9 protein-coding genes are annotated in these 20411 nt (G+C 49.4%); all 9 read right to left on the reverse strand.

The features are described from left to right. Window position 1 precedes the first annotated feature (1 nt). On the reverse strand, window positions 2-862 hold the full coding sequence (locus tag CRO74_RS10315; protein ID WP_097125857.1) for an ABC transporter permease: 861 nt from the start codon (window positions 860-862) through the stop codon (window positions 2-4). A gap of 74 nt (window positions 863-936) precedes the next feature. Next, the gene (locus tag CRO74_RS10320) at window positions 937-1914 is read right to left on the reverse strand and encodes a glycosyltransferase family 2 protein (RefSeq protein ID WP_245877800.1); all 978 of its coding nucleotides are present in this window, start codon (window positions 1912-1914) and stop codon (window positions 937-939) included. Window positions 1915-3088: 1174 nt separating this feature from the next. Next, a complete protein-coding gene (locus CRO74_RS10325; protein ID WP_097125858.1) occupies window positions 3089-4405 on the reverse strand; it encodes a gluconate:H+ symporter in 1317 nt (438 codons plus the stop codon). Between the two features lie 14 nt (window positions 4406-4419). Beyond that, window positions 4420-5706, reverse strand: a complete 1287-nt coding sequence (locus tag CRO74_RS10330) for an McrC family protein (protein WP_097125859.1) — start codon at window positions 5704-5706, stop codon at window positions 4420-4422. A 17-nt stretch (window positions 5707-5723) separates the two neighbouring features. Next, a complete protein-coding gene (locus CRO74_RS10335; RefSeq protein WP_245877801.1) occupies window positions 5724-9206 on the reverse strand; it encodes a VCBS repeat-containing protein in 3483 nt (1160 codons plus the stop codon). 139 nt (window positions 9207-9345) lie between these two features. Continuing rightward, window positions 9346-11196: a RagB/SusD family nutrient uptake outer membrane protein gene (locus tag CRO74_RS10340; protein ID WP_097125860.1), complete on the reverse strand. Its 1851-nt coding sequence runs from the start codon at window positions 11194-11196 to the stop codon at window positions 9346-9348. Between the two features lie 19 nt (window positions 11197-11215). Continuing rightward, window positions 11216-14503: a SusC/RagA family TonB-linked outer membrane protein gene (locus CRO74_RS10345; protein WP_097125861.1), complete on the reverse strand. Its 3288-nt coding sequence runs from the start codon at window positions 14501-14503 to the stop codon at window positions 11216-11218. Between the two features lie 621 nt (window positions 14504-15124). After that, complete coding sequence (locus tag CRO74_RS10350) at window positions 15125-16978, reverse strand: RagB/SusD family nutrient uptake outer membrane protein (RefSeq protein WP_097126092.1); 1854 nt, start codon at window positions 16976-16978, stop codon at window positions 15125-15127. Window positions 16979-16996: 18 nt separating this feature from the next. Beyond that, a complete protein-coding gene (locus tag CRO74_RS10355; RefSeq protein ID WP_097125862.1) occupies window positions 16997-20284 on the reverse strand; it encodes a SusC/RagA family TonB-linked outer membrane protein in 3288 nt (1095 codons plus the stop codon). Window positions 20285-20411 lie beyond the last annotated feature (127 nt).

A 20411-nucleotide genomic window follows, 5' to 3' on the forward strand; every position in this document is an offset into this window, starting at 1 on the left:
TTTAGAGAATATCCATCAGGGCATCCTTTTGCTTGTTAAAGAGAAACAGCCCAACTAACAGACATACTACGGTACAAACCAGACTGTACACAAGTTGGGCACTCGTAAAACTACCCTCCCCCAGCAAGCCATACCGAAATAGTTCGAACATAGGTGTCATTGGGTTAATTGCCAGAATCCAGCGTACCTTAACCGGTATGATATTCATGGGGTAAATAACCGGGGTTACGTACATTAGTATACGCATTAAAATTGGCACGATGTTCATCAAATCACGGTATTTAGCCGTTATAACCGAGAAAATCAGTCCCCCGGCAAGGCCTAAAATGGCTACCACGATTAGTATTCCCGGAAGGGCAAGTGCCCAGGCATTCATGTGTATAGTCACGTCGGTCCGGAAGGAGTAAAAGATCAAAAATGCCGCCAGCAAGGCCAACTGAACAAGAAGCCGTAAGAGTTGAGCACTAACAAATGCGAAGGGCATAACCAGTCGGGGAAAATACACTTTACTAAACAGGTCAGCATTTGTTGTAAAGGTTGTTGACGTTCCGGTAAACACATCGTTAAACAGCCCCCATAAGATCGTCCCTGTCAGATAAAACAAGACAGGTGGAACGGTTCCCGTTGAGATACCTACGAGTTTACTAAAGACCAGAACGTACGTAAATACGGTAAGCAGGGGTTGCAACAGGGTCCAGAGGGGTCCAAGCAGCGTTTGCTGATAGCTGAGAAGAAAATCACGTCTTACCAGCCGGGCTAGTAGATTTCGATACCCCCAAACCTCACGCAAATCCAATTGCCACCAGTTGGTCTTGCTCGTTGTTTGCCAATCCCAATCAAACTGTTTCTCTTTTATATCCATAATGTAGGTACCGTTGTTGATTATACTTCTGGCTTACGCCGTTTTATCTCTATAAAATACAGTTACTATATATACTATTCTATCCTTTTTGTATCCGAAAGGAAAACCGGGCCCGTAGCCATGTTTACGTTTTCCACTTTATGTGGAGTACAATTATACCAAATTATTTTTAAAAAAACTTTAGTGAAGATTCGATAAAAAGATAAACCCGAATCCAATCTAAATGCTTCCCGAATAGTACTCAGTATATAGTTTGTGTTGCCGGAGACTTTCCAGGCGTTGAAGGCACCGTACATACCGAAGCGAACATAAACGTCTTTGCTGTGTCGTAAAACTGACTTTTTATACTCAGCGGGCAGGTAATTCTGAATTACATATATAACAGAACGTAAATCCCGAAGTGCGTGACCCGTTGCCATTTTTTGGTCGCTGATCGATTCAGGACGTCCGCGATATTCAGCCAGTACCTCGGGCGTATAGGCCGTCGAATAATACCGGGCGATACGCACCCACATTTCCCAATCCTCGCCATAGGTAACGCCGTAGAAAGCCCCCAAATGCTCGTAAACGGAGCGTTTAACAACCATCGATACATATTGAAGCCGGTCTTGCTGGGCTATGCGGATCAGCCAATTGTCTAATAGACCATCGTCTGGCCGTTCCGGGTCGCTGCATTGCCGGTCATTTCCCCATACATCGATATAAGCGTATCGGCAGGCAGCCGCTCCTATGGTTGGGTATGCTGTAAATAATTCACCCATTTTACCATAGAAGCCAGGACGTATGCGGTCATCGCCATGCAGTAGGTGTACCAAATGGCCTTTAGCGCGGTTAATACAGGTTTCGAAGTTGCGCAGGCTACCTACGTTTTGTGGTTGCCGAAAGTAGGACACTCTACCTTTACCAATAGTAGCTACGAGGGCTTCAACGTCGGCATCAGTACTGGCATCATCAACTACTTCGATCTGCATCTGATCAGCACCGGGGTCCTGCGCCAATACGGAGTAAAGCGTTTCTTTCAGGAAAGAAGCGCAGTTGTAAGCCGGAATCATAACCGACCAAAGCGGCCGCTCAATAGTTTCTTTATAGGGTGGATAGTTGGGGGTACCAGTGGAATTCTGTCCATTAATACTATTTGTTACTAAGTATTAGCCTTTACTCAACTTGTAGTTATTTTTAAGAGTAACATGACCAATAATTACTAGCGAATTACTACATCTATATCATAGTATTACTATTCATAAATACTATATTACTTATTATATATTATACAAAAAAAATAGTAGTCGTGATTTGTAGCATAAAATTATCGTGCGAGCATTATTCTCCTGTACTATGAGAAAAAATTTATTGAATTGTGATATAATGCAAGTCAATTTTAAGTTTATTAGTGAACTTAAAATTCTTCGAAATTGATTCAGACAAAATTTTCAGGTTAGTTATCAAAACTAATTACATTTTATGAATTACAGATTTTCCTCACAAGAATTTAAAGCTATTAGATTCTTCAAAATATAAAATTGTAATAGACCGATGTACTTACAAATTAGTAAGAAAATATAATGTCCTTTGCTTACGACATTTCCCTTATCCTAGGGCAAATATCTATTAATCAGCAATTTAAAGACACAAGATTAGCCTTCTCTCTGACAGAAACCCGCTTTTTTCGAGTCAAATCTGTATGTAAATTATATTATTTCCTTTACAAGTAGTCAAGTGAATGTACTAGTCAATTAATAAGTTGGATGCAGTAATCAATTAAAAAAATAGAAGATATTAAACTAAAAAATCAGCTAAACTACTTTAAAACATAAACACGCATAAAACAAAAAAACCTATACCTGCCGGAAAATCACTTATCCTTCAGACGTCAATTTATGTTAAAAATTTCATAGATTTCTAGATGTATGACACCTAAATTTATCTATACTGCAAATTTTTAATCTCTATTTAATCTGGAAGCCAGTAACGGGTAACCAGGCATCTCAAATGAATTGTACAATAATAAATTTGGGCCTCACCGTACTTTCTTTCAGCATGTTTACGAGAAAGGCAGATACCCGAGCGTTGATGGCTAAATTAGTTGAGCCAGTGCATAGTGATTGGGAGGTAGCTGGTACTTGAATTATTGATGCACGGGCAAAGAAACACTCACCCGAGTGGAATTCAGGCAATTTATCACGCAGTTTATCAGCCAAAATAAGACTGAGATGGGCAAAAATGAACTCAAACAACAAGGTTCAGCGCCAATACGCCCAGCAGGCCCACAATGGATACGATTGTCTCCATGAGCGACCATGTCCGGATTGTTTGCCCAATGGTCAGGTTGAAGTACTCTTTAAACAGCCAGAAGCCTCCATCGTTGATGTGTGAAAACATGAGACTTCCAGAGCCAATAGCCAGTACCATGAGTTCAGGCTTAATGGCCTGCGATTGGATCAGCGGTAAGATAATACCAACCGTTGTCAAACCCGCGACCGTTGCCGAACCTACGCAAACCCGAATAAAGGCGGCAATACCCCAGCCCAGCAGCAAAGGCGGAATGGCGGCATCGGCCAGGAGACTACCAATGTATTTACTCGTTCCACTGTCGCTAAAGACCTGTTTCAAGGCACCCGCCCCGGCAATAACCAATAAAATAGGTGCCACCGCCTTAACCGCTTCTTCCAGATCTTTCGTGATGGCTTTCATGCTTAAGCCCTGCCGAATACCTAAGGCATACATTGCCACCAATACCGACAACAACATACCCATATAGGGTTCAGCCATGAGGGTAACGATTGTTTTCAGAGGAGATTCGGCAGGTAACGCATTTTTTAGCGGGCCGAACGTGGTTAGCAAAATTACCGGCAATAGGGCTACGAAAAAGCTAATCCCTGCACTGGGTAACTTCTCTTTGGGTATTTCGCGGGTGTTGAATAACTCCCGATTTGGCGTCGCCTTCACGTTAACCAGTGTTTTTCCGAAGAGTGGTCCGGCAATGACAATAGCGGGAATGGCTACGATAATTCCATAAATGAGCGTTTGTCCGATGTTGGCATTCAACTGACCCGCTACCGCCGACGGCGATGGATGTGGGGGCAGGTAGCCATGGGCAACGGACAGCGCCGACAGCATGGGTACAGCAACCGACATCAGCGGCAGACGGGCCGAAGCCGCAATGGTAAAAATGAGTGGAACGACGATAATGAACCCCGCATTGTAGAACAGCGGAATCCCAATTACAAAGCCCGCCAAAGCCAGCCCCCACCGAATGTTTTTGATTCCAAACCAGCCAATAAGCACATCAGTGATGCGTCGGGCGGCTCCGCTTTCGGCCACTAACCGGCCCAGCATTGCCCCAAAACCAATAATCAGCACCAGCTCACCCAGTGTACCGCCAATACCGGTCTGAATGGATTTACCAACCGCGACAACGTCCATTCCGGACGCCAGGCCAATACCCAGGGATACGATGACAAACGAAATAAAGGTATCTAAACGAACAAAAGCGACGAGAAGAACAAGGGTTAAAATACCGATTAAGGTTAAAATCAGGGGCATGGTGGTAGTTCTAGTTAGAACGACAAAGCGTATAGGGCTAATTTTTCTACTTCATTAGCCAGTGAATTGGTCACGTCAAAGGGTACAACATGAAGACGAGTGGTGGCATCATACGCAAATACCGCCAGCGGTTCGCGGAAGGTTGGATTAGCCGGATAGATTAGGAAGAGGTCGTTGGCAGCATACTTTTTCCCGTAGGCATATACCTGATACATGTCTGCCTGCTCAATACCGTAACTGGCAGTTCGTGAGGAAGAGTCCGGGGAAAGTCCATTAACCTGCTTCCACTTTGTGTCCATAACAAAGGTTCTATCCTGATGCCGAATGACAACATCCGGCCGGAGTTTGAACCGGGGTACGCCTACGTGTTCGTCGACCAGATGTGTGGATGACTCCTGTACATTAATTTCGTCTGCATTGGGCCAGTACATCCGTATACCATGAGCAACATAGTCTTCGAATACCCGCTCCATAGGGAATAGTAAGGCTATACTTTCTTTCGGACCCTTTTTTACCCCCGGTCCCTGCCCCAATAACAACATCTCAGCCCAGCACAAAGCTGTTTCATATCGACTGAACAAGCGATTGCTACGCCGGACAGCCAGTAAATCAACTCGCACAGCATCAGAAACCGGCACCTCTTCCAAAACCGACAGCAGGTGATGAATCCGTCGTTTGTTAGCCTGCTGCGTCGTTTTTTCATGTACATACGACAAGGCCGTTTTCAGGATTCGGTTGGGGGGTACGTTGGCGGTTAGGGTATCGTAAACCACCGCCAATCGTTCGGCGTGCCAGGCATTTTCCCGTTGTTGACGCGTTGCCTGAAATTTGCCTTTCCAGAACCGCTCATTGCTCTGCACCGATACATAAGTCCGCTGGAGGCCCTGCTGCGCCAACCCGTCTACAGCATCCAGAAAAGCAGCAATGAACACCTCCCACAACGGAATTCGGACAGCCCGGCTATGCGCAGTACGCAACGTCCTGAACGGACTGTGCCGCAGGTGCCGAAGCATGGACAGCAATAAAGGCCGGGTATCCGACAGCTGTTCTATTTTGGGTAGAATTTCAAGGCAGCTTCCATCGGGCAGGGTCAGTAAGCCGACATAATTATGGGCACGGATGTATTCACGCCCTTTTTGTACAGTAAACGTAAACAAGCCCTCGGCCTCTTCATCGTCCATAACAAACTGGCGCAAGGCCCGAAATACCGAATCAGGTACCACTGCTCCGCCCATTGGCGGTTCAGGTGAATGCAGGGCGTTCCCCACCAGTCGGTTTTCAAAAATAAAAAATATCCGCATCACATCGGGCAAAACACCTATTTAGTACCAGCCAGTTGATACGCCTGTACGGCCTGCTGGCTGATGCCAAACACAAATGTGTTGGTGCTGGCAACGGGTAATATACTACGTACATCACCGGTCAATTTTAAGCCGGAACGGGATTGCGGTACCACCCGAAAACCACCTTTCCCATCTCCCTCAAGCAGTAAACCGGCATTCGCTTCCGAGCGACCAAACCGCAACCGAGCCTGTGTTGCATTACCGCACAGCAACAGGTCTTTTCGGCCGTCATGATTGAAATCTAACACCGTTAAGGCAAATATGGGTGCCGCCTGGACCGCCAGCGGAAGTGTCTTTCCTACCAGCTTTCCGCCCGCACTACTAACAAAGACACTGGTGGTTAACTGATTAGCCGTCAGTTTATTCGACCCCGACAACTCCGACTCCGTAAACACATCCGTCAGGGTGGCGTTTGAGTAGCTTTCAAAATTGGTAAACCGATGGCGGAGCATACCGAGCTGGTCGAGCAGTTCGTCGCGGGTAGCGTGGGGGTAGCTCTTTCCCTGTACGTAGAAACAAAGGATTGGGTCGACTTTACCATTGTTGTCGAAATCCTTGTAGATCAGTTCCGCAGGTTCTTTGTCGCTGGCGCGGCATTGGGTGTTGAGTCCTTGATTACCGATCACCAAATCGGGCTTACTGTCTCCGTTTATATCGTCTACCAGCAGTTTGTTCCACCAACCCCGGTATTCTTTTTCAAAGTACGTTTTTGTCTGGTCAACCAACTGCACGGAGTTGCCTCCCTTTTCTATCCCGAGAACCGTGACGGGCATCCACTCGCCAACGATCACCAACTCTGGTTTACGGTCGCCGTTGAGGTCTGTCCAGGCCGCATCGGTAACCATACCAAGGGTCGAGAGCATGGGAGCCAGCTGGGCCGTCTGATCCGTGAACTTCGGCTGGCCGTCCGGCCCTTTCCCGGCATTAACAAGCAGGTAACTCCGGGGTGTTTCAGGATACCGACCGGGTACGACACGCCCACCGATAAATAGATCAGGGCGACCATCGGCGTTCACATCGGCCACCCGTACACAACCAGCGCTGGTTTGCATGGCAGGCAGCGCATTCGGGCTTTTGGTGAATTTACCCTTGCCATCGTTGAGGTATAACCGATCCAGCAAGCGCAGGTCGTTTCCAATCTCCAGATCGGCATAGCCACCACTGCACACATACAAATCAGGAAAACCATCGGCGTTGGCGTCGAAGAAAGCCGCATCGGCATTATTACATAGCTTGTCGGCCTCAAACGCAGGTTGTGTCAGTTGACTAAACTGCCCGGAAGCCTGCTGAATAAACAAAGCCCCGGCCTGTCCGCTGCTTCCACCGGCATATATATCCTCACGACCATCGCCATTGACATCGGCCTTAACCAGGCAAGGCCCGTTGAATGACTGCGAATTAACCAGGAGTGGCTGTCGTTTAAAATCGTTTATTCGCCTGGCCGGATCGGCAAACGCTACCGGCGATTTTACTTCTTGAAACAGCCCCGGTGCTGGTGTTGGCTTTTTGTACGGGGTAACCGCATCTTTCTCGTCCAGTTTCAGGAGTTGATCGGCTTTAACGCCAGTCAGCAGCTGCTGTTTTCCCGTTGGCCACACAATTCGCAGAGAGTCGATGAGCGGGTCGGTTCCCAGGCCAAAATGCAACCGGGGCGACATACTCGATTGATACCCACTGGTAGGCATCTGCTCCAGAAACTGTTGTTTGCCTTTTCGATAGAGCGTTACTTTGGTGCCTAACCCCTGCGTATTGCCCTGACCTCCTGCCAACTGAAGGGCAAGGTAATGGTGTTTACGAAGGGTATTTGCTTCGTTTTTAAAAACAAAGGCCGGTTGGTTCGTATTGTTGACAATCAGGTCCAGGTCGCCATCGTTATCGAGATCGGCGTAGGCGGCCCCCGTACTGTTCGAGGCCTGGGTTAACCCCCAGTCGGCTCCAACATTGGTAAATGTTACTTCATCTCCCTGTTCACTGCCCCGGTTGCGAAACATGTAATTCATTACGTTGGACGAAGGTATCCGGTGAACCAGTTCGAGCACATCTTCACGTCGGAAATTAGCCGGACGGTTCTGCATGTAGTCCGTCATGAACTTAAGAAAGTCCAGATTCGTATAGTCGCGGACGTAGCCATTGGTGATATACAGGTCTTTCCAGCCATCGTTATCATAATCAGCGAACAACGGCGACCAGCTCCAGTCGGTATTGGAAATGCCGGCCAACTGGCCTGTTTCGCTGAATAAAGGGGCCACTGCCGTTGATGAGTGGCCTTTTGTTCCCAGCCTTGAACCGATTATTCCTTCGTTGATTTGAAGCATATTTCGCATATGCTGGTAATGAAACCCCGACTGAACACTTAGGTCAAATTTTTCGTAATTGTCGGGGGCCATCAATAGTTTCTGCCGACGGTTGTCTTCCGGCAACATATCGAGGGTAAATATGTCCGGGCGTGAATCGTTATTGACATCAACCACGGCATTCCCCATTGAAAAGTTAGACGTATGCCCAATACTGGCTTTTAACTGGTTGGTGAACACCGGACCGCCCGCTCGGCCACCCTGGTTGTTTATATAGAGATAATCGGGAACGCCATAATCGTTGGAGATATACATATCGGGCCAGCCATCGCCGTTTATATCCGATACGCCAATGCCTAATCCATAAGTCAATACTGAACTACTAAGTCCCGATTTTTCGGTAATATCATCAAATCGATTACCGGTATTTTTCAATAATCGAACGCCAATTTCGGGATTGGGCTGTTTCATGATAGCCGCCGTTGCATCCGGATCGAGGATGGGGAGTAAACGGGGGTTATGGTTGAGCAAAAACAAGTCGAGATCCCCATCGAGATCGTAATCAAAAAAAGCACCCTGTGTACTCTGTTGTGGCTTGTCCAATCCGTATTGTGCGGTCTGATCGGAGAAGTGGGGAACTCCCTGTGCATCCGGCCCTTCGTTGATAAACAGTTGGGGAATGCGTTTGTGTGGGGGTAAACTTCCGGAGTAGCAAACGAAAATATCCAGTTTGCCATCGCCGTTCACATCGGCCATGGAGACGCCCGTTCGCCAGGGGCCTTCGCGTCCGGCCACACCCGCCGTGGCGGTTACGTCTGTAAACTTCAGCCCCCCTTTGTTAATGTACAACTGGTTGGGCACCATGTTGCCGCTAAAGTAAATATCGTCCAGCCCATCGCCATTTAAGTCGCCTACTGCAACACCACCCCCATTATAGAAGTATTCATACATCAGCACATTTGTGTTGAGTCCTTCGGTCAAATTATTGGCAAAGGTAATCCCGGTTTGTTCGGGGCTTAGGGATGTGAACAGCGGTGGTCCCTCATTCTTCGTTGCCTCCTCACTTGACTTCGACTGATTACACCCGGTTAGTGAAATGAGGCTGGTTAGGGCAATTAAATACGTAATCGTTTTCACGAAATCCGTTTTTTTAAGGATTGACATGGTTAGAAAGTTACAGTCACGGGCGGTGCTTGTCATAGAAGAGCCGACATTGAAACCCAAAATCCTATAAAAATAAACTAAAAAAATGCCAGTACCCGAGGGTACTGGCATTTTTTGTAGTTGAGTTGGTTTAAAACTCTTATTGGTAGCCTGGGTTCTGTACCAGTTTATTGTTCCGGTTGATCTCGTCCCGGTTAATGGGCAGGAAGTAAATCTTGTCGGCCCACTTGCGGTTCTCCTTACCCACACCCAGATCCTGTACACTGTACGAATACGTGTAGTTCTCCTTGCTGTATTTGTAAGTGGTCACCGTCTTGCCCGGCTTGAGCTTGCCTGTAATCGTGATGATCTTGGCCTGACTGCCCAGGGCCGTCGGCGCGATCATCCACCGACGAACGTCGTAGAAACGCTGATCTTCAAAAAGCATCTCGATGTTCCGCTCGTTCTGGTAACGGGCCACCAGAGCCGCTCCCGACTCGGTGATTGCAGGCATGCCCACCCGGAAACGAATCTTGTTGATCCAGTTCTTGGCTTCCGCTTCCTGACCCAGGGCCATACACGCTTCGGCATAGTTCAGCACCACTTCGGTGAACCGAATCTGAATCGATGGCACCTCCTGACGAATGTTCTGATCCACCAGCGTAGGGTCCGGATCCATGAACTTCCGAATCGCATACCCCGTCCAGGTTCCATTCCAGTTCTCGATGGAACTGTTACGGGTATCCAGACCTGAGAATTTGCTTGGGCTAGCCGAGCTACCCACTTCGTATTCACCCATCTGAATCTGACCGGCCGGGTCGATCCCCGCGCCATCGGGCGTACGAGGCTTCCACTGCGCACCGTCAAACAAAATCGACGCGTAGAAACGAGGGTCACGATTTTCGTAAGGCGAGGCAGCCTGCGCCGGATTCTTCCAATCGAACTTGCTGCCATCCATCATCTCATAGCTGTCAACCAACTGCTGAGTCGGCTGACTCGATGTCCAACCATGGTAACCGTTGGGCATGTTGTTGCGGGGGTACCAAGAACCCCAATCGTCAAACGAGGCCCGAATGTAGTACTTCAGGAAGATCCCGTCAGCCTCACCCCCGTTGCGGGACAGATACAGGTTGATGTAGTTCTGCTGCCCCTCAGCCGCCGAAACCGGCGCCGTCAGGTTGAGCTTATAGCCGTACTGGTTGAGATCCATCACCGCTTTAGCCGCATCTTTGGCTTTCTGCCAGCGCGCCGTGCGGTCACCGCTCACGTAGCCCAGCAATTCGGGCTTGGTGAAGCTGGCGATCACGCTCGACTTGGCTTTGGCCGTTGGAACGTCGTACAGATCACTGGCAGCATACAGCAACACCCGGGCTTTAAGGGCTAAAGCGGCCCCCTGAGTAGCCCGGCCAGCAGCCAGATTCTTGCCTTTGAGCAGGATAGCCGCCGAGTCCAGATCACTCACGATGGCGTTGACGCACTCCTCGTAGGTGTTACGGGCGATGGTGAAGTCGGGGTTGTCCAGCGTGTAGGGCGACTTGATGATGGGGATACCACCGTAGTAACGCAGCAGCTGGTTGTAGAAGTAGCCCCGCATGAAGTACATCTCCCCTTTCATCCGGTCGGCAACAGTAGCGTTGTCGAACTGAGGTTTGGCCAGGTTGGCCAGGGCGATGTTCGCGGCCCGGATACGGGCGTAAAGGGTACCCCATTCCATCGTACTTTTAACGGTACCCGTGTTGGAAGGGCTCACGTTAGCTTCGTTGACGTCCTGCTTGCCGAAGCTGTAGAGGGCGTTGTCGGTCTGGCAGTCCAGACTCATCTGGTCCAGGATACCGTCACGTATACCATTGTAAACGTCGGTTACAAAGGCTTCGGCCAGGGCCTGGTCAGACCAGACGGCTCCCCCCGAGACCTTATCGAGGGGTTTGGTGTTAAGGAAATCGCTATTACAGGCTATCAGCGTTACGCCCAGAAAAAGGCAGAACGATAAGCTTTTAAATATGTAGTTCATAAAAAATCGAATTAATCAGTTAGAAACTAACGGATACCCCTGTGTTGATAACCCGTGCCTGAGGATAGTACTGTGCGCTACCGCTGGTCGACTCAGGATCGAACAGTCCTTTCATAGCTGGTGCATACGTGATCAGGTTCAGTCCGTTGACGTATACCCGCAGGTTGTTCAGGCCAATTTTGCTACCAATCGTGCTTGGCAGCGTATAGCCTAATTCCAGGTTTTTCAGACGAGCGTAATCGGTGCTCTTCAACCAGTAGCTGGTACCGTTGGAGAAGTACTGGTTGCTGCGGTCAACGATGCGGGGATTAACCGTGCTTGGGTTATCGACCGTCCACCGGTTGTCATAGCTCCAGGCCAGGAAGTTACCAATCGTGCCCGACTCCGTTTGCAGGAAGATCTGACCACCAGCGGAGGCTTGAACCAGCACACTCAGGTCAAAATTCTTATACCGCAGGCTGGCGTTGAGACCACCCTGGAAACGAGGCTGGTTGTTGCGGTCGGCCCGTACACGGTCATCGCCGTTGATCTTGCCATCGCCATTGATGTCCTTCAGCTTCATGTCGCCAGGACGTAGCAGACTGGCTCCTACACCGCTGTAATCCAGCTTATTGGCATCAATGTCGGCCTGGGTGGAGAAGATGCCCTCATACTGGTACAACAACGTACCATTTTGCTGATTTGGATCGTTTACGTTACTTGGGATAGGCTTACCCGTCGAACGCTGCCATTCTGGTGCACCCGGCGTTTCATCCCAGAAGGTGATTTCGTTCTTGGCATAACCGCCATTGACGCTAACGCTATACTTTAGGCCACCGCTCGTTTGGCCGTTATAGCCAATATTGAACTCGTACCCTTTGTTGGTCACTTTACCAATGTTGGTAGCGGGCAGGGTCATCCCCGTTGTCTGAGGGATGGAAGCACTCTTACGCCACAGGATGTTGGAACGCTTGTTCTGGAAAACGTCAAACTCGAAGAAGATCTTTCCGTTCAACAGCGAGCCTTCCAGACCGATGTCGGCGTTGTTGGCAACCTCCCAGGTCAGCGTTGGGTTAGGCACGCCGTTCTCATAGAGCGTCTGCGACACCTGACCACCCGTTACGTAACCCCAGTTCGAGTTGACTACGTCGCCGTAGGCGTACGTCGGCAGGTAATCGTACTCACGGAGAGCGCCGTTGAAGTACACCTGGTCGTTACCCAATTGTCCCCACGAAGCCCGTAGTTTCAGTGAACTTACCGCTGGCATACTTTTCTTAAAGAACTCTTCTTCCGAAATACGCCAGCCCGCCGTTACCCCCGGGAAGAAGCCCCAGCGGCTTGCCGAAGGGAACATGTAGGAACCATCATAGCGCCACAGGAATTCGGCCAGGTACTTCTCTTTGTAGTTGTAACCCGCCCGACCAAAGTAGCTCATGCGTGCCCGCTCCCAGGCGGCCGTCGTGTTGGCGTTTTTCTCAGCGCTACCACCGGCAAACAGCTGGTCGATGGCCGTGGAGGCAAAGTATCTGCGGAAGCCCGAGAAACCGCTGGAATTGGACTGTTCTTTGGTGATACCCGCCAGTAGCGTCAGAGCATGGTTACCGCCGAAGACATGATCGTAAGAAAGAATACCCGACAGCAGCGAGTTAAACTGGTCGTTGGTGTACTGGTTCAGCGTTGCCTGAGCAGGTCCTTTCTGAACGCGTTGCAGTAATGGTTGCTTGTTAGCATCGTAGGAGGTGTAATCCCAGCTGTAAACAAACCAGGGTGTCTGCCAGGTTTTTCCCTGCTGGATGTATTTATCCAGCGCAACACTACCAACGAATTTCAAACCTGCAATCCATGGGTTTGTTACCGTTACGCTCGCATTGCTTTGTACATAGTACCGGGTATCCTTATCGTAACCTGTAGCATCTGTCGTTACCAGTACGGGCTGCTGTCCGTTCTCGATATCCGGCGCAGGCTGACCGTTGGGCCAGAAGGCGGGTTTGTTGGGATAGCCCCGCATCAGCATCCGGAAGATGGCCCCCGCCCCTACCGTAGGGAAGAACCGGTTTTCCTGACGACCAACCACTCCAACAACTGTGTTAATGTATTTATTGACTTTAGCGTCCAGGTTGATCCGGAAGTCATACTGCTTATAACCCGTGGCCGAGTTCTTGTAGTAGCCATCCTGATTCTGGTAGTTGAGAGAGGTCAAATACTTTACATTGTCATTGCCACCCACCAGTTGTAAGGTATGACGCGTTTGAGGAGACCAGGTTTTCAGAGCCGCCCCGAACCAGTCGGTGTTGGGATGACCCCAGGGATCTGAACCGTCCTGATACTTTTTCATATCATCAGGTGTGAAAGCCGCCTTGGCAATCGACCCGTTGTCAGGACGTGTGTAGCTACCCGTAGCTTTGAAAGCCGCATTGGCATCTTTCCAGTACTGAGAGGGTAGGTTATAGACGTTGATCTCGTTGTTCAACTCGGCATACTGCGATGCAGTCGCCATTTTAGGAATTACGGTTGCCTGAGAAAATCCCTGGTTGAAGCTGTATGAAATATCGGGCTTACCTGTTTTCCCCCGTTTGGTCGTTACCAGGATAACCCCGTTAGCCGCCCGCGAGCCGTAGATGGCTGCCGATGCATCTTTCAACACCGAGATGCTTTCAATATCATTCGGATTCAAGCGGTCGATACCCCCGGCACGGGCGGGTACACCGTCGATAACGATCAGGGCGTCGTTGTTTCCCAGCGTGTTCGAACCCCGGATTTTGATGGCAGCTCCATCATAGCCCGGCTCACCGCTGGCGTTGGTGGCAATAACGCCCGGCATCCGACCAGCAATCGAGTTGGAAAGGTTGACCGCTGGCGACTTGATCAGCTCACTTCCTTTAACGGTAGCAACCGAACCCGTAACGGTCTCTTTCTTTTGCTCTCCATAACCTACTACGATTACTTCGTTCAGCATTTTATCGTCTGAAGCGAGTGTAATGTTAATGGTAGACCGGTTGTTAGCGGGTACTTCCTGACTCAGGAAGCCAATGTAGGAAAAAACCAGCGTCTCATTCCCTTTAGCCAAATTAAGGGTATAATCACCCTGTGCGGCCGAAACCGTACCCATCGTCGTTCCTTTTACCACGATACTTACCCCCGGCAGCGCCAGTCCCTGCGCATCGACAACCTTACCCGAAACTTTGGTCTGGGCGTAGGCACCTACCGAGACCAACAGGCTCAGAAGGAATAAGGAACAAAACGCGAATCGTCGACTGACGTCCGCGTTTGTCAGGGAAGCCCCTACTCTGAACAAGAGGAGCTTTTCTTGTGTAAACATTTTCTGCATGATAAACCTGTTTTTAATAGAGATTCACTAGAGCCCAAAGCTTGGTGCATGAGTGTTTCTACCTATCAATTATTATCCAATGCCTAACTTATTTTAACATTAATTATTGAAATCAGGCAAATTTTCAGGTAAATACCGATTAGAAGATACTAAAGTCGATTGTAGGTTATACTTATGATATACTATATGATACTACTTACACTTGTATGAGTAGTAAGTCTATATACTAAGAAGTAAATTCCATTGATCTAGGAGAGACCATCGGCGCTTTTAGGGATGGTGTTGGTCAGAAAAGGTCTACAGCAACAAGTATGTATCTATATATATAGAACTCGTTATAATTTCCAGCTAAAGATAAATTCGAGCTAAGAGGGCGGTCTATTGTGTCCTTCGATTGCTAATTAGATTAAAATCAGTCAATATGGGTAGTTTCTATAAGGGAAGGAGCACAGGCCAGCCCTAACAACCCAGCTCCTTTAAACAATAAAGCGGTACCGAGATTTCTCAGTACCGCTTTATTGTTTAAAGGAGCCTCTGTAATAAAGTCAGCCTTGGGTTCACTCCTGCTTACACTTTGTGAGTTCAGCAACTACAGCGTATTTCAGAGAGTGTTCTTAGGCGCTATTCATAGCCCGGATTCTGCACCAGTTTGTTGTTCCGGTTGATCTCATCGCGGCTGATGGGCAGGAAATAGATCTTATCCGCCCATCTGCGGTTCTCCTTACCCGTGCCCAGGTCCTGTACATTATACGAGTACGTATAGTTCTCCTTGCTGTACTTGTAGGTGGTTACGGTCTTACCCGGTTTGAGTTTACCCGTAATTGAAATAATCCGGGCTTGCTGGCCAAGTACGGCTGGCGCAATCATCCACCGGCGAACATCGTAGAAACGCTGATCTTCCAGGAACATTTCAACGTTTCGTTCATTCTGGTAGCGCGCCACCAGGGCAGCACCCGACTCGGTGATGGCGGGCATGCCTACCCGAAAGCGAACGGCATTGATCCATGTTCTGGCTTCTGCTTCCTGCCCCAGCATCAGACAGGCTTCAGCGTAGTTCAGAACAACTTCCGTAAAGCGAATCTGAATCGAAGGAATTTCCTGGCGAATGTTCTGATCCACAATTGACGGGTCGGTATTGAAAAACTTGCGGATGGCGTAACCTGTCCAGGTACCGTTCCAGTTTTCAATGGTACTGTTACGCGTATCAAGACCCGAGAACTTGGTTGGAGCCGCAGAGGAGCCTACCTCGTATTCCCCCATCTGAATCTGTCCGAAGGGATCAATACCGGCGCCATCGGGCGTGCGGGGTTTCCATTGCGCACCATCATACAGGATAGAGGCATAGAAGCGGGGATCGCGGTTTTCATAGGGAGCTGCGGCATGGACCGGATTACTCCAGCTGAACTTAGTACCATCCATCATCTCATAGTTATCCACCATCTGCTGGGTCGGTTCGCTGGAGGTCCAGCCATGGTATCCGTTAGGCATATTGTTACGCGGAAACCAGGAACCCCAGTCGTCGTTGGATGCCCTGATGTAATATTTCAGAAAAATACCATCGGCTTCGCCCCCGTTTTGCGACAAAGACAGGTTAACATAGTTCTGCTGTCCTTCAGCCGCCGTAACAGGGGCGGCCAGGTTAAGCTTGTAACCATACTGGTTCAGATCCATCACCGCCTTGGCCGCATCCTTGGCTTTCTGCCAGCGTGCCGTCCGGTCGCCACTCACATAGCCCAGCAGTTCGGGCTTGGTGAAGCTGGCGATCACCGTCGACTTGGCTTTTGCCGTCGGAATGTCGTGGAGGTCACTGGCGGCATACAACAGCACCCGTGATTTGAGGGCCAAGGCAGCGCCCTGGGTGGCTCGGCCAGCCTGCATGCTCCGGCCTTTCAACAGCGTAGAAGCCGAATCCAGATCGGCAACGATGCCATTAACGCACTCTTCATACGTGTTACGAGCAACCGTAAAATCCGGCTCATCCAGCGTATAGGGCGTTTTGATCATAGGGATGGCCCCATAGTAACGCAATAACTGGTTATACAGGTAGGCGCGCATAAAGTACATTTCACCGCGCATTCGTCCGGCCAGATCACCACTGTTATCAAATGTAGGTTTGGCTAATTTCGCCAGGGCAATGTTGGCAGCCCGAATTCGGGCATAAACAGCACCCCATTCCATCGTACTTTTGATCGTACCCGTGTTGGAAGGGCTGACGTTTGCTTCATTGACATCCTGTTTACCAAAACTGTACAAAGCGTTGTCTGTCTGACAGTCCAGGCTCATTTGATCCAGCAAGCCATCCCGAATACCGTTGTATACATCGGTAACGAAGGCTTCCGAAAGGGCACGATCGGCCCAAACGGCATCACCTGATACTTTATCAAGGGGTTGTGTATTGAGAAAATCACTGTTACAGGCGACCATCGTTGTGCCCAACAGCAGACTAAACGATATGCACTTCGCTATATAATTCATACTATTCTGATTAATCATTTAGAAACTAAGTGTTAAACCCGCGTTGATAACCCGTGCCTGTGGGTAGTACTGCCCCGCGCTATTCGTCGACTCAGGATCGTATATACCTTTCATGGCAGGCGCGTAAGTGGCCAAATTCAAGCCGTTTACATACACCCGTAAGTTATTTAAACCAATCTTGCTCCCGACCGTACTAGGCAGGCTATAACCAAGCTCCAGGTTTTTCAACCGGATATAGTCTGTACTCTTCAACCAATAAGTGGTACCGTTGGAGAAGTACTGATTGCTGCGGTCAACAATACGGGGGTCAACCGTGCTGGGATTATCCACCGTCCAGCGGTGATCGTAGCTGTACTGCAGGAAGTTACCAATGGTACCGGATTCTGTTTGAAGGAAAATCTGGCCACCGGTCGATCCCTGGAACAGAATGCTGAGATCGAAGTTTTTATAGCGTACACCAGCGTTCAAACCGCCCTGAAAACGAGGCTGGTTGTTACGGTCGGCCCGTACACGGTCATTTCCATCAATTTTCCCATTTCCATCAATATCTTTGAGCTTCATGTCGCCAGGGCGCAACAAACTAGCCCCTACGCCACTGTAATCCAGCGTATTGGCATCGATATCGGCTTGTGTCGAGAAAATGCCATCATACTGATACATAAGGGTACCATTTTGTTGGCTCGGGTCGTTCACGTTACTTGGAATCGGCTTACCCGTTGACCGTTGCCATTCCGGTGCGCCGGGGGTTTCATCCCAGAACGTAATGGTATTTTTAGCATACCCCCCGTTCACACTAACGTTGTATTTGAAGTCGCCAGCCTGTCCGTTGTAGCCAATCCGGAACTCATATCCCTTGTTGGTAACCCTGCCAATGTTAGTTGCGGGTAAGGTAGCACCTGTCGTTTGTGGGATGGATGCACTTTGGCGCCACAGAATGTTCGACCGTTTGTTCTGGAATACATCAAACTCGAAGAAGACCTTTCCATTCAGCAATGATCCTTCCAGACCAATGTCAGAATTGTTGGCAACTTCCCAGGTTAACTTGGTATTAGGAACACCGTTTTCATACAGTGTCTGGGCCACTTGTCCGTTGATTACGTAACCCCAGCCTGAATTGACCGGATCGCCGTAGGCGTAGGTAGGCAGGTAATCGTACTCGCGCAGGGTGTTGTTAAAATACACCTGGTCGTTACCTAATTGACCCCACGATGCGCGAAGTTTCAGTGAGCTGACAACCGGTAAGGCTTTTTTGAAGAAATCTTCTTCTGAGATACGCCAGCCCGCCGTTACACCGGGAAAGAAGCCCCACCGACTAGCTGCCGGGAACATATACGAGCCATCGTAACGCCAGAGGAATTCGGCCAGATATTTTTCCTTATAGTTATACGCTGCCCGACCAAAGTAACTCATGCGGGCCCGTTGCCAGGCAGCCGTTGTATTGGCAACCTGCTGGGTTTGACTACCCGCAAACAACTGATCGATGGCCGTCGAGTTGAAATACTGACGGAAGCCCGAAAAACCGGTTGAGTTAGACTGTTCTTTCGTAATACCGGCCAGCAGTGTAATGGCATGGCTGCCGCCGAAGGTGTGGTCGTAGGACAAAATACCCGACAGCAACGAATTGAGCTGATCGTTGGTATATTGATTGAGGGTAGACTGGGCCGGGCCTTTCTGCACCCGCTGGAGAAGGGGTTCTTTCGTTGTTGGGTCGTAGGAGGTATAATCCCAACTATATACGAACCAGGGGGTCTGCCACCGTTTACCTTGCTGAATGTATTTATCCAACGCGACACTAGCGGTTAACTTCAGCCCCGCAACCCAGGGATTTGTAATGTTAACGCTGGCATTACTTTGCAGATAATACCGGGTATCCCGATCGTAACCCGTGGCGCTGGTTGTAACAAGTACGGGCTGCTGGCCATTTTCGATGTCGGGAGCAGGTAAGCCATTGGGCCAGAAAGCCGGTTTGTTTGGATACCCCCGCGCCAACATCCGAAAAATATCTCCGGCACCTACCGTTGGGAAGAACCGGTTTTCCTGACGACCGACCACGCCTGTTACCAGGTTGATGTATTTACTCACTTTGGCATCCAGGTTCAGACGAAAGTCGTATTGCTTGTAGCCAGTTGCGGAGCTCTTGTAATAGGCATCCTGATTCTGGTAGTTGACTGATGTAAGGTACTTCACGTTCTCATTGCCACCCACCAGTTGCAGCGTATGGCGTGACTGTGGCGACCAGGTTTTCAGAGCCGCACCAAACCAGTCGGTATTAGGGTGTCCCCAGGGATCGGATCCATCCTGAAATTTCTTGATGTCATCCGGTGTGAAAGCGGCTTTGGCAATGGATCCATTATCAGGCCGGGTATAACTTCCCGTCGTATTAAACGCGGTATTTGCATCTCTCCAATACTGCGAAGGCAGGTTATACACGTTGATCTCGTTGTTAAGCTGAGCATACTCAGCCGCAGAGGCCATCTTGGGAATGACGGTTGGCTGACCAAAGCCCTGATTGAAGCTGTATGACAGTTCCGGTTTGCCGCTCTTACCCCGTTTGGTAGTCACGAGGATAACCCCGTTGGCCGCCCGTGAGCCATAGATAGCTGCTGAGGCATCTTTCAGTACCGACATGCTCTCAATATCCGCCGGGTTCAGGCGGTCGATACCACCAGCCCGGGCGGGCACACCGTCGATAACGATCAGGGCGTCGTTGTTCCCCAATGTGTTGGAACCCCGAATCCGGATAGCTGCTCCATCATAGCCCGGCTCACCACTGGCATTGGTGGCAATAACGCCTGGCATCCGGCCCGCAATGGAATTACTCAGGTTTACGGCTGGCGACTTAACCAGATCCGAGCCCTTTACGGTTGCCACGGCACCCGTAACGGTTTCTTTCTTCTGCTCACCGTAACCGACAACAACAACCTCACTCAGCATTTTATCGTCAGAGGCCAGCGTAATGTTAATACTACTGCGGTTATTAATCGCTACTTCCTGTGTAATGAAGCCGATGTAGGAGAAAACCAGCGTCTCGTTACCTCTGGCTACGTTAAGCGAAAAATCGCCCTCGCTACCCGAAACCGTACCCGTTGCTGTGCCTTTCACGACGATACTCACCCCCGGCAGGGACAGACCCTGCGCATCGACTACCTTACCCGCAACCTTTGTCTGGGCGTAAGCACCTGCCGAGGCCAGCAGGCACAGGAGAAATAAGGAACAAAAAGCGACCTGTCGACTGACGGTCGCGTAGAATGGAAAAGCCTCATCGCGTTGAAAGAGCGCTTCCTGTTGAGTAAATTGTTTGTACATGTGTACTTATGATTAAGCCTATATTAACTATAGGCTAAAGTAGCACACGGAAATAATTATACTCAGCAATTCTTAACCAAAATTTGATCTATTTTAACATTAAATAAGACAATTATACGACTTATAT

It is taken from the genome of Spirosoma fluviale, from assembly GCF_900230225.1.
Classification (GTDB): Bacteria; Bacteroidota; Bacteroidia; order Cytophagales; family Spirosomataceae; genus Spirosoma; species Spirosoma fluviale.

Excerpts from the sequence above, each read along its gene's own strand:
- CRO74_RS10315 (WP_097125857.1), bottom strand. The coding sequence starts at position 862 with ATGGATATAAAAGAGAAACAGTTTGATTGGGATTGGCAAACAACGAGC.
- CRO74_RS10320 (WP_245877800.1), bottom strand. The coding sequence starts at position 1,914 with ATGATTCCGGCTTACAACTGCGCTTCTTTCCTGAAAGAAACGCTTTAC.
- CRO74_RS10325 (WP_097125858.1), bottom strand. The coding sequence starts at position 4,405 with ATGCCCCTGATTTTAACCTTAATCGGTATTTTAACCCTTGTTCTTCTC.
- CRO74_RS10330 (WP_097125859.1), bottom strand. The coding sequence starts at position 5,706 with ATGCGGATATTTTTTATTTTTGAAAACCGACTGGTGGGGAACGCCCTG.
- CRO74_RS10335 (WP_245877801.1), bottom strand. The coding sequence starts at position 9,206 with ATGTCAATCCTTAAAAAAACGGATTTCGTGAAAACGATTACGTATTTA.
- CRO74_RS10340 (WP_097125860.1), bottom strand. The coding sequence starts at position 11,196 with ATGAACTACATATTTAAAAGCTTATCGTTCTGCCTTTTTCTGGGCGTA.
- CRO74_RS10345 (WP_097125861.1), bottom strand. The coding sequence starts at position 14,503 with ATGCAGAAAATGTTTACACAAGAAAAGCTCCTCTTGTTCAGAGTAGGG.
- CRO74_RS10350 (WP_097126092.1), bottom strand. The coding sequence starts at position 16,978 with ATGAATTATATAGCGAAGTGCATATCGTTTAGTCTGCTGTTGGGCACA.
- CRO74_RS10355 (WP_097125862.1), bottom strand. The coding sequence starts at position 20,284 with ATGTACAAACAATTTACTCAACAGGAAGCGCTCTTTCAACGCGATGAG.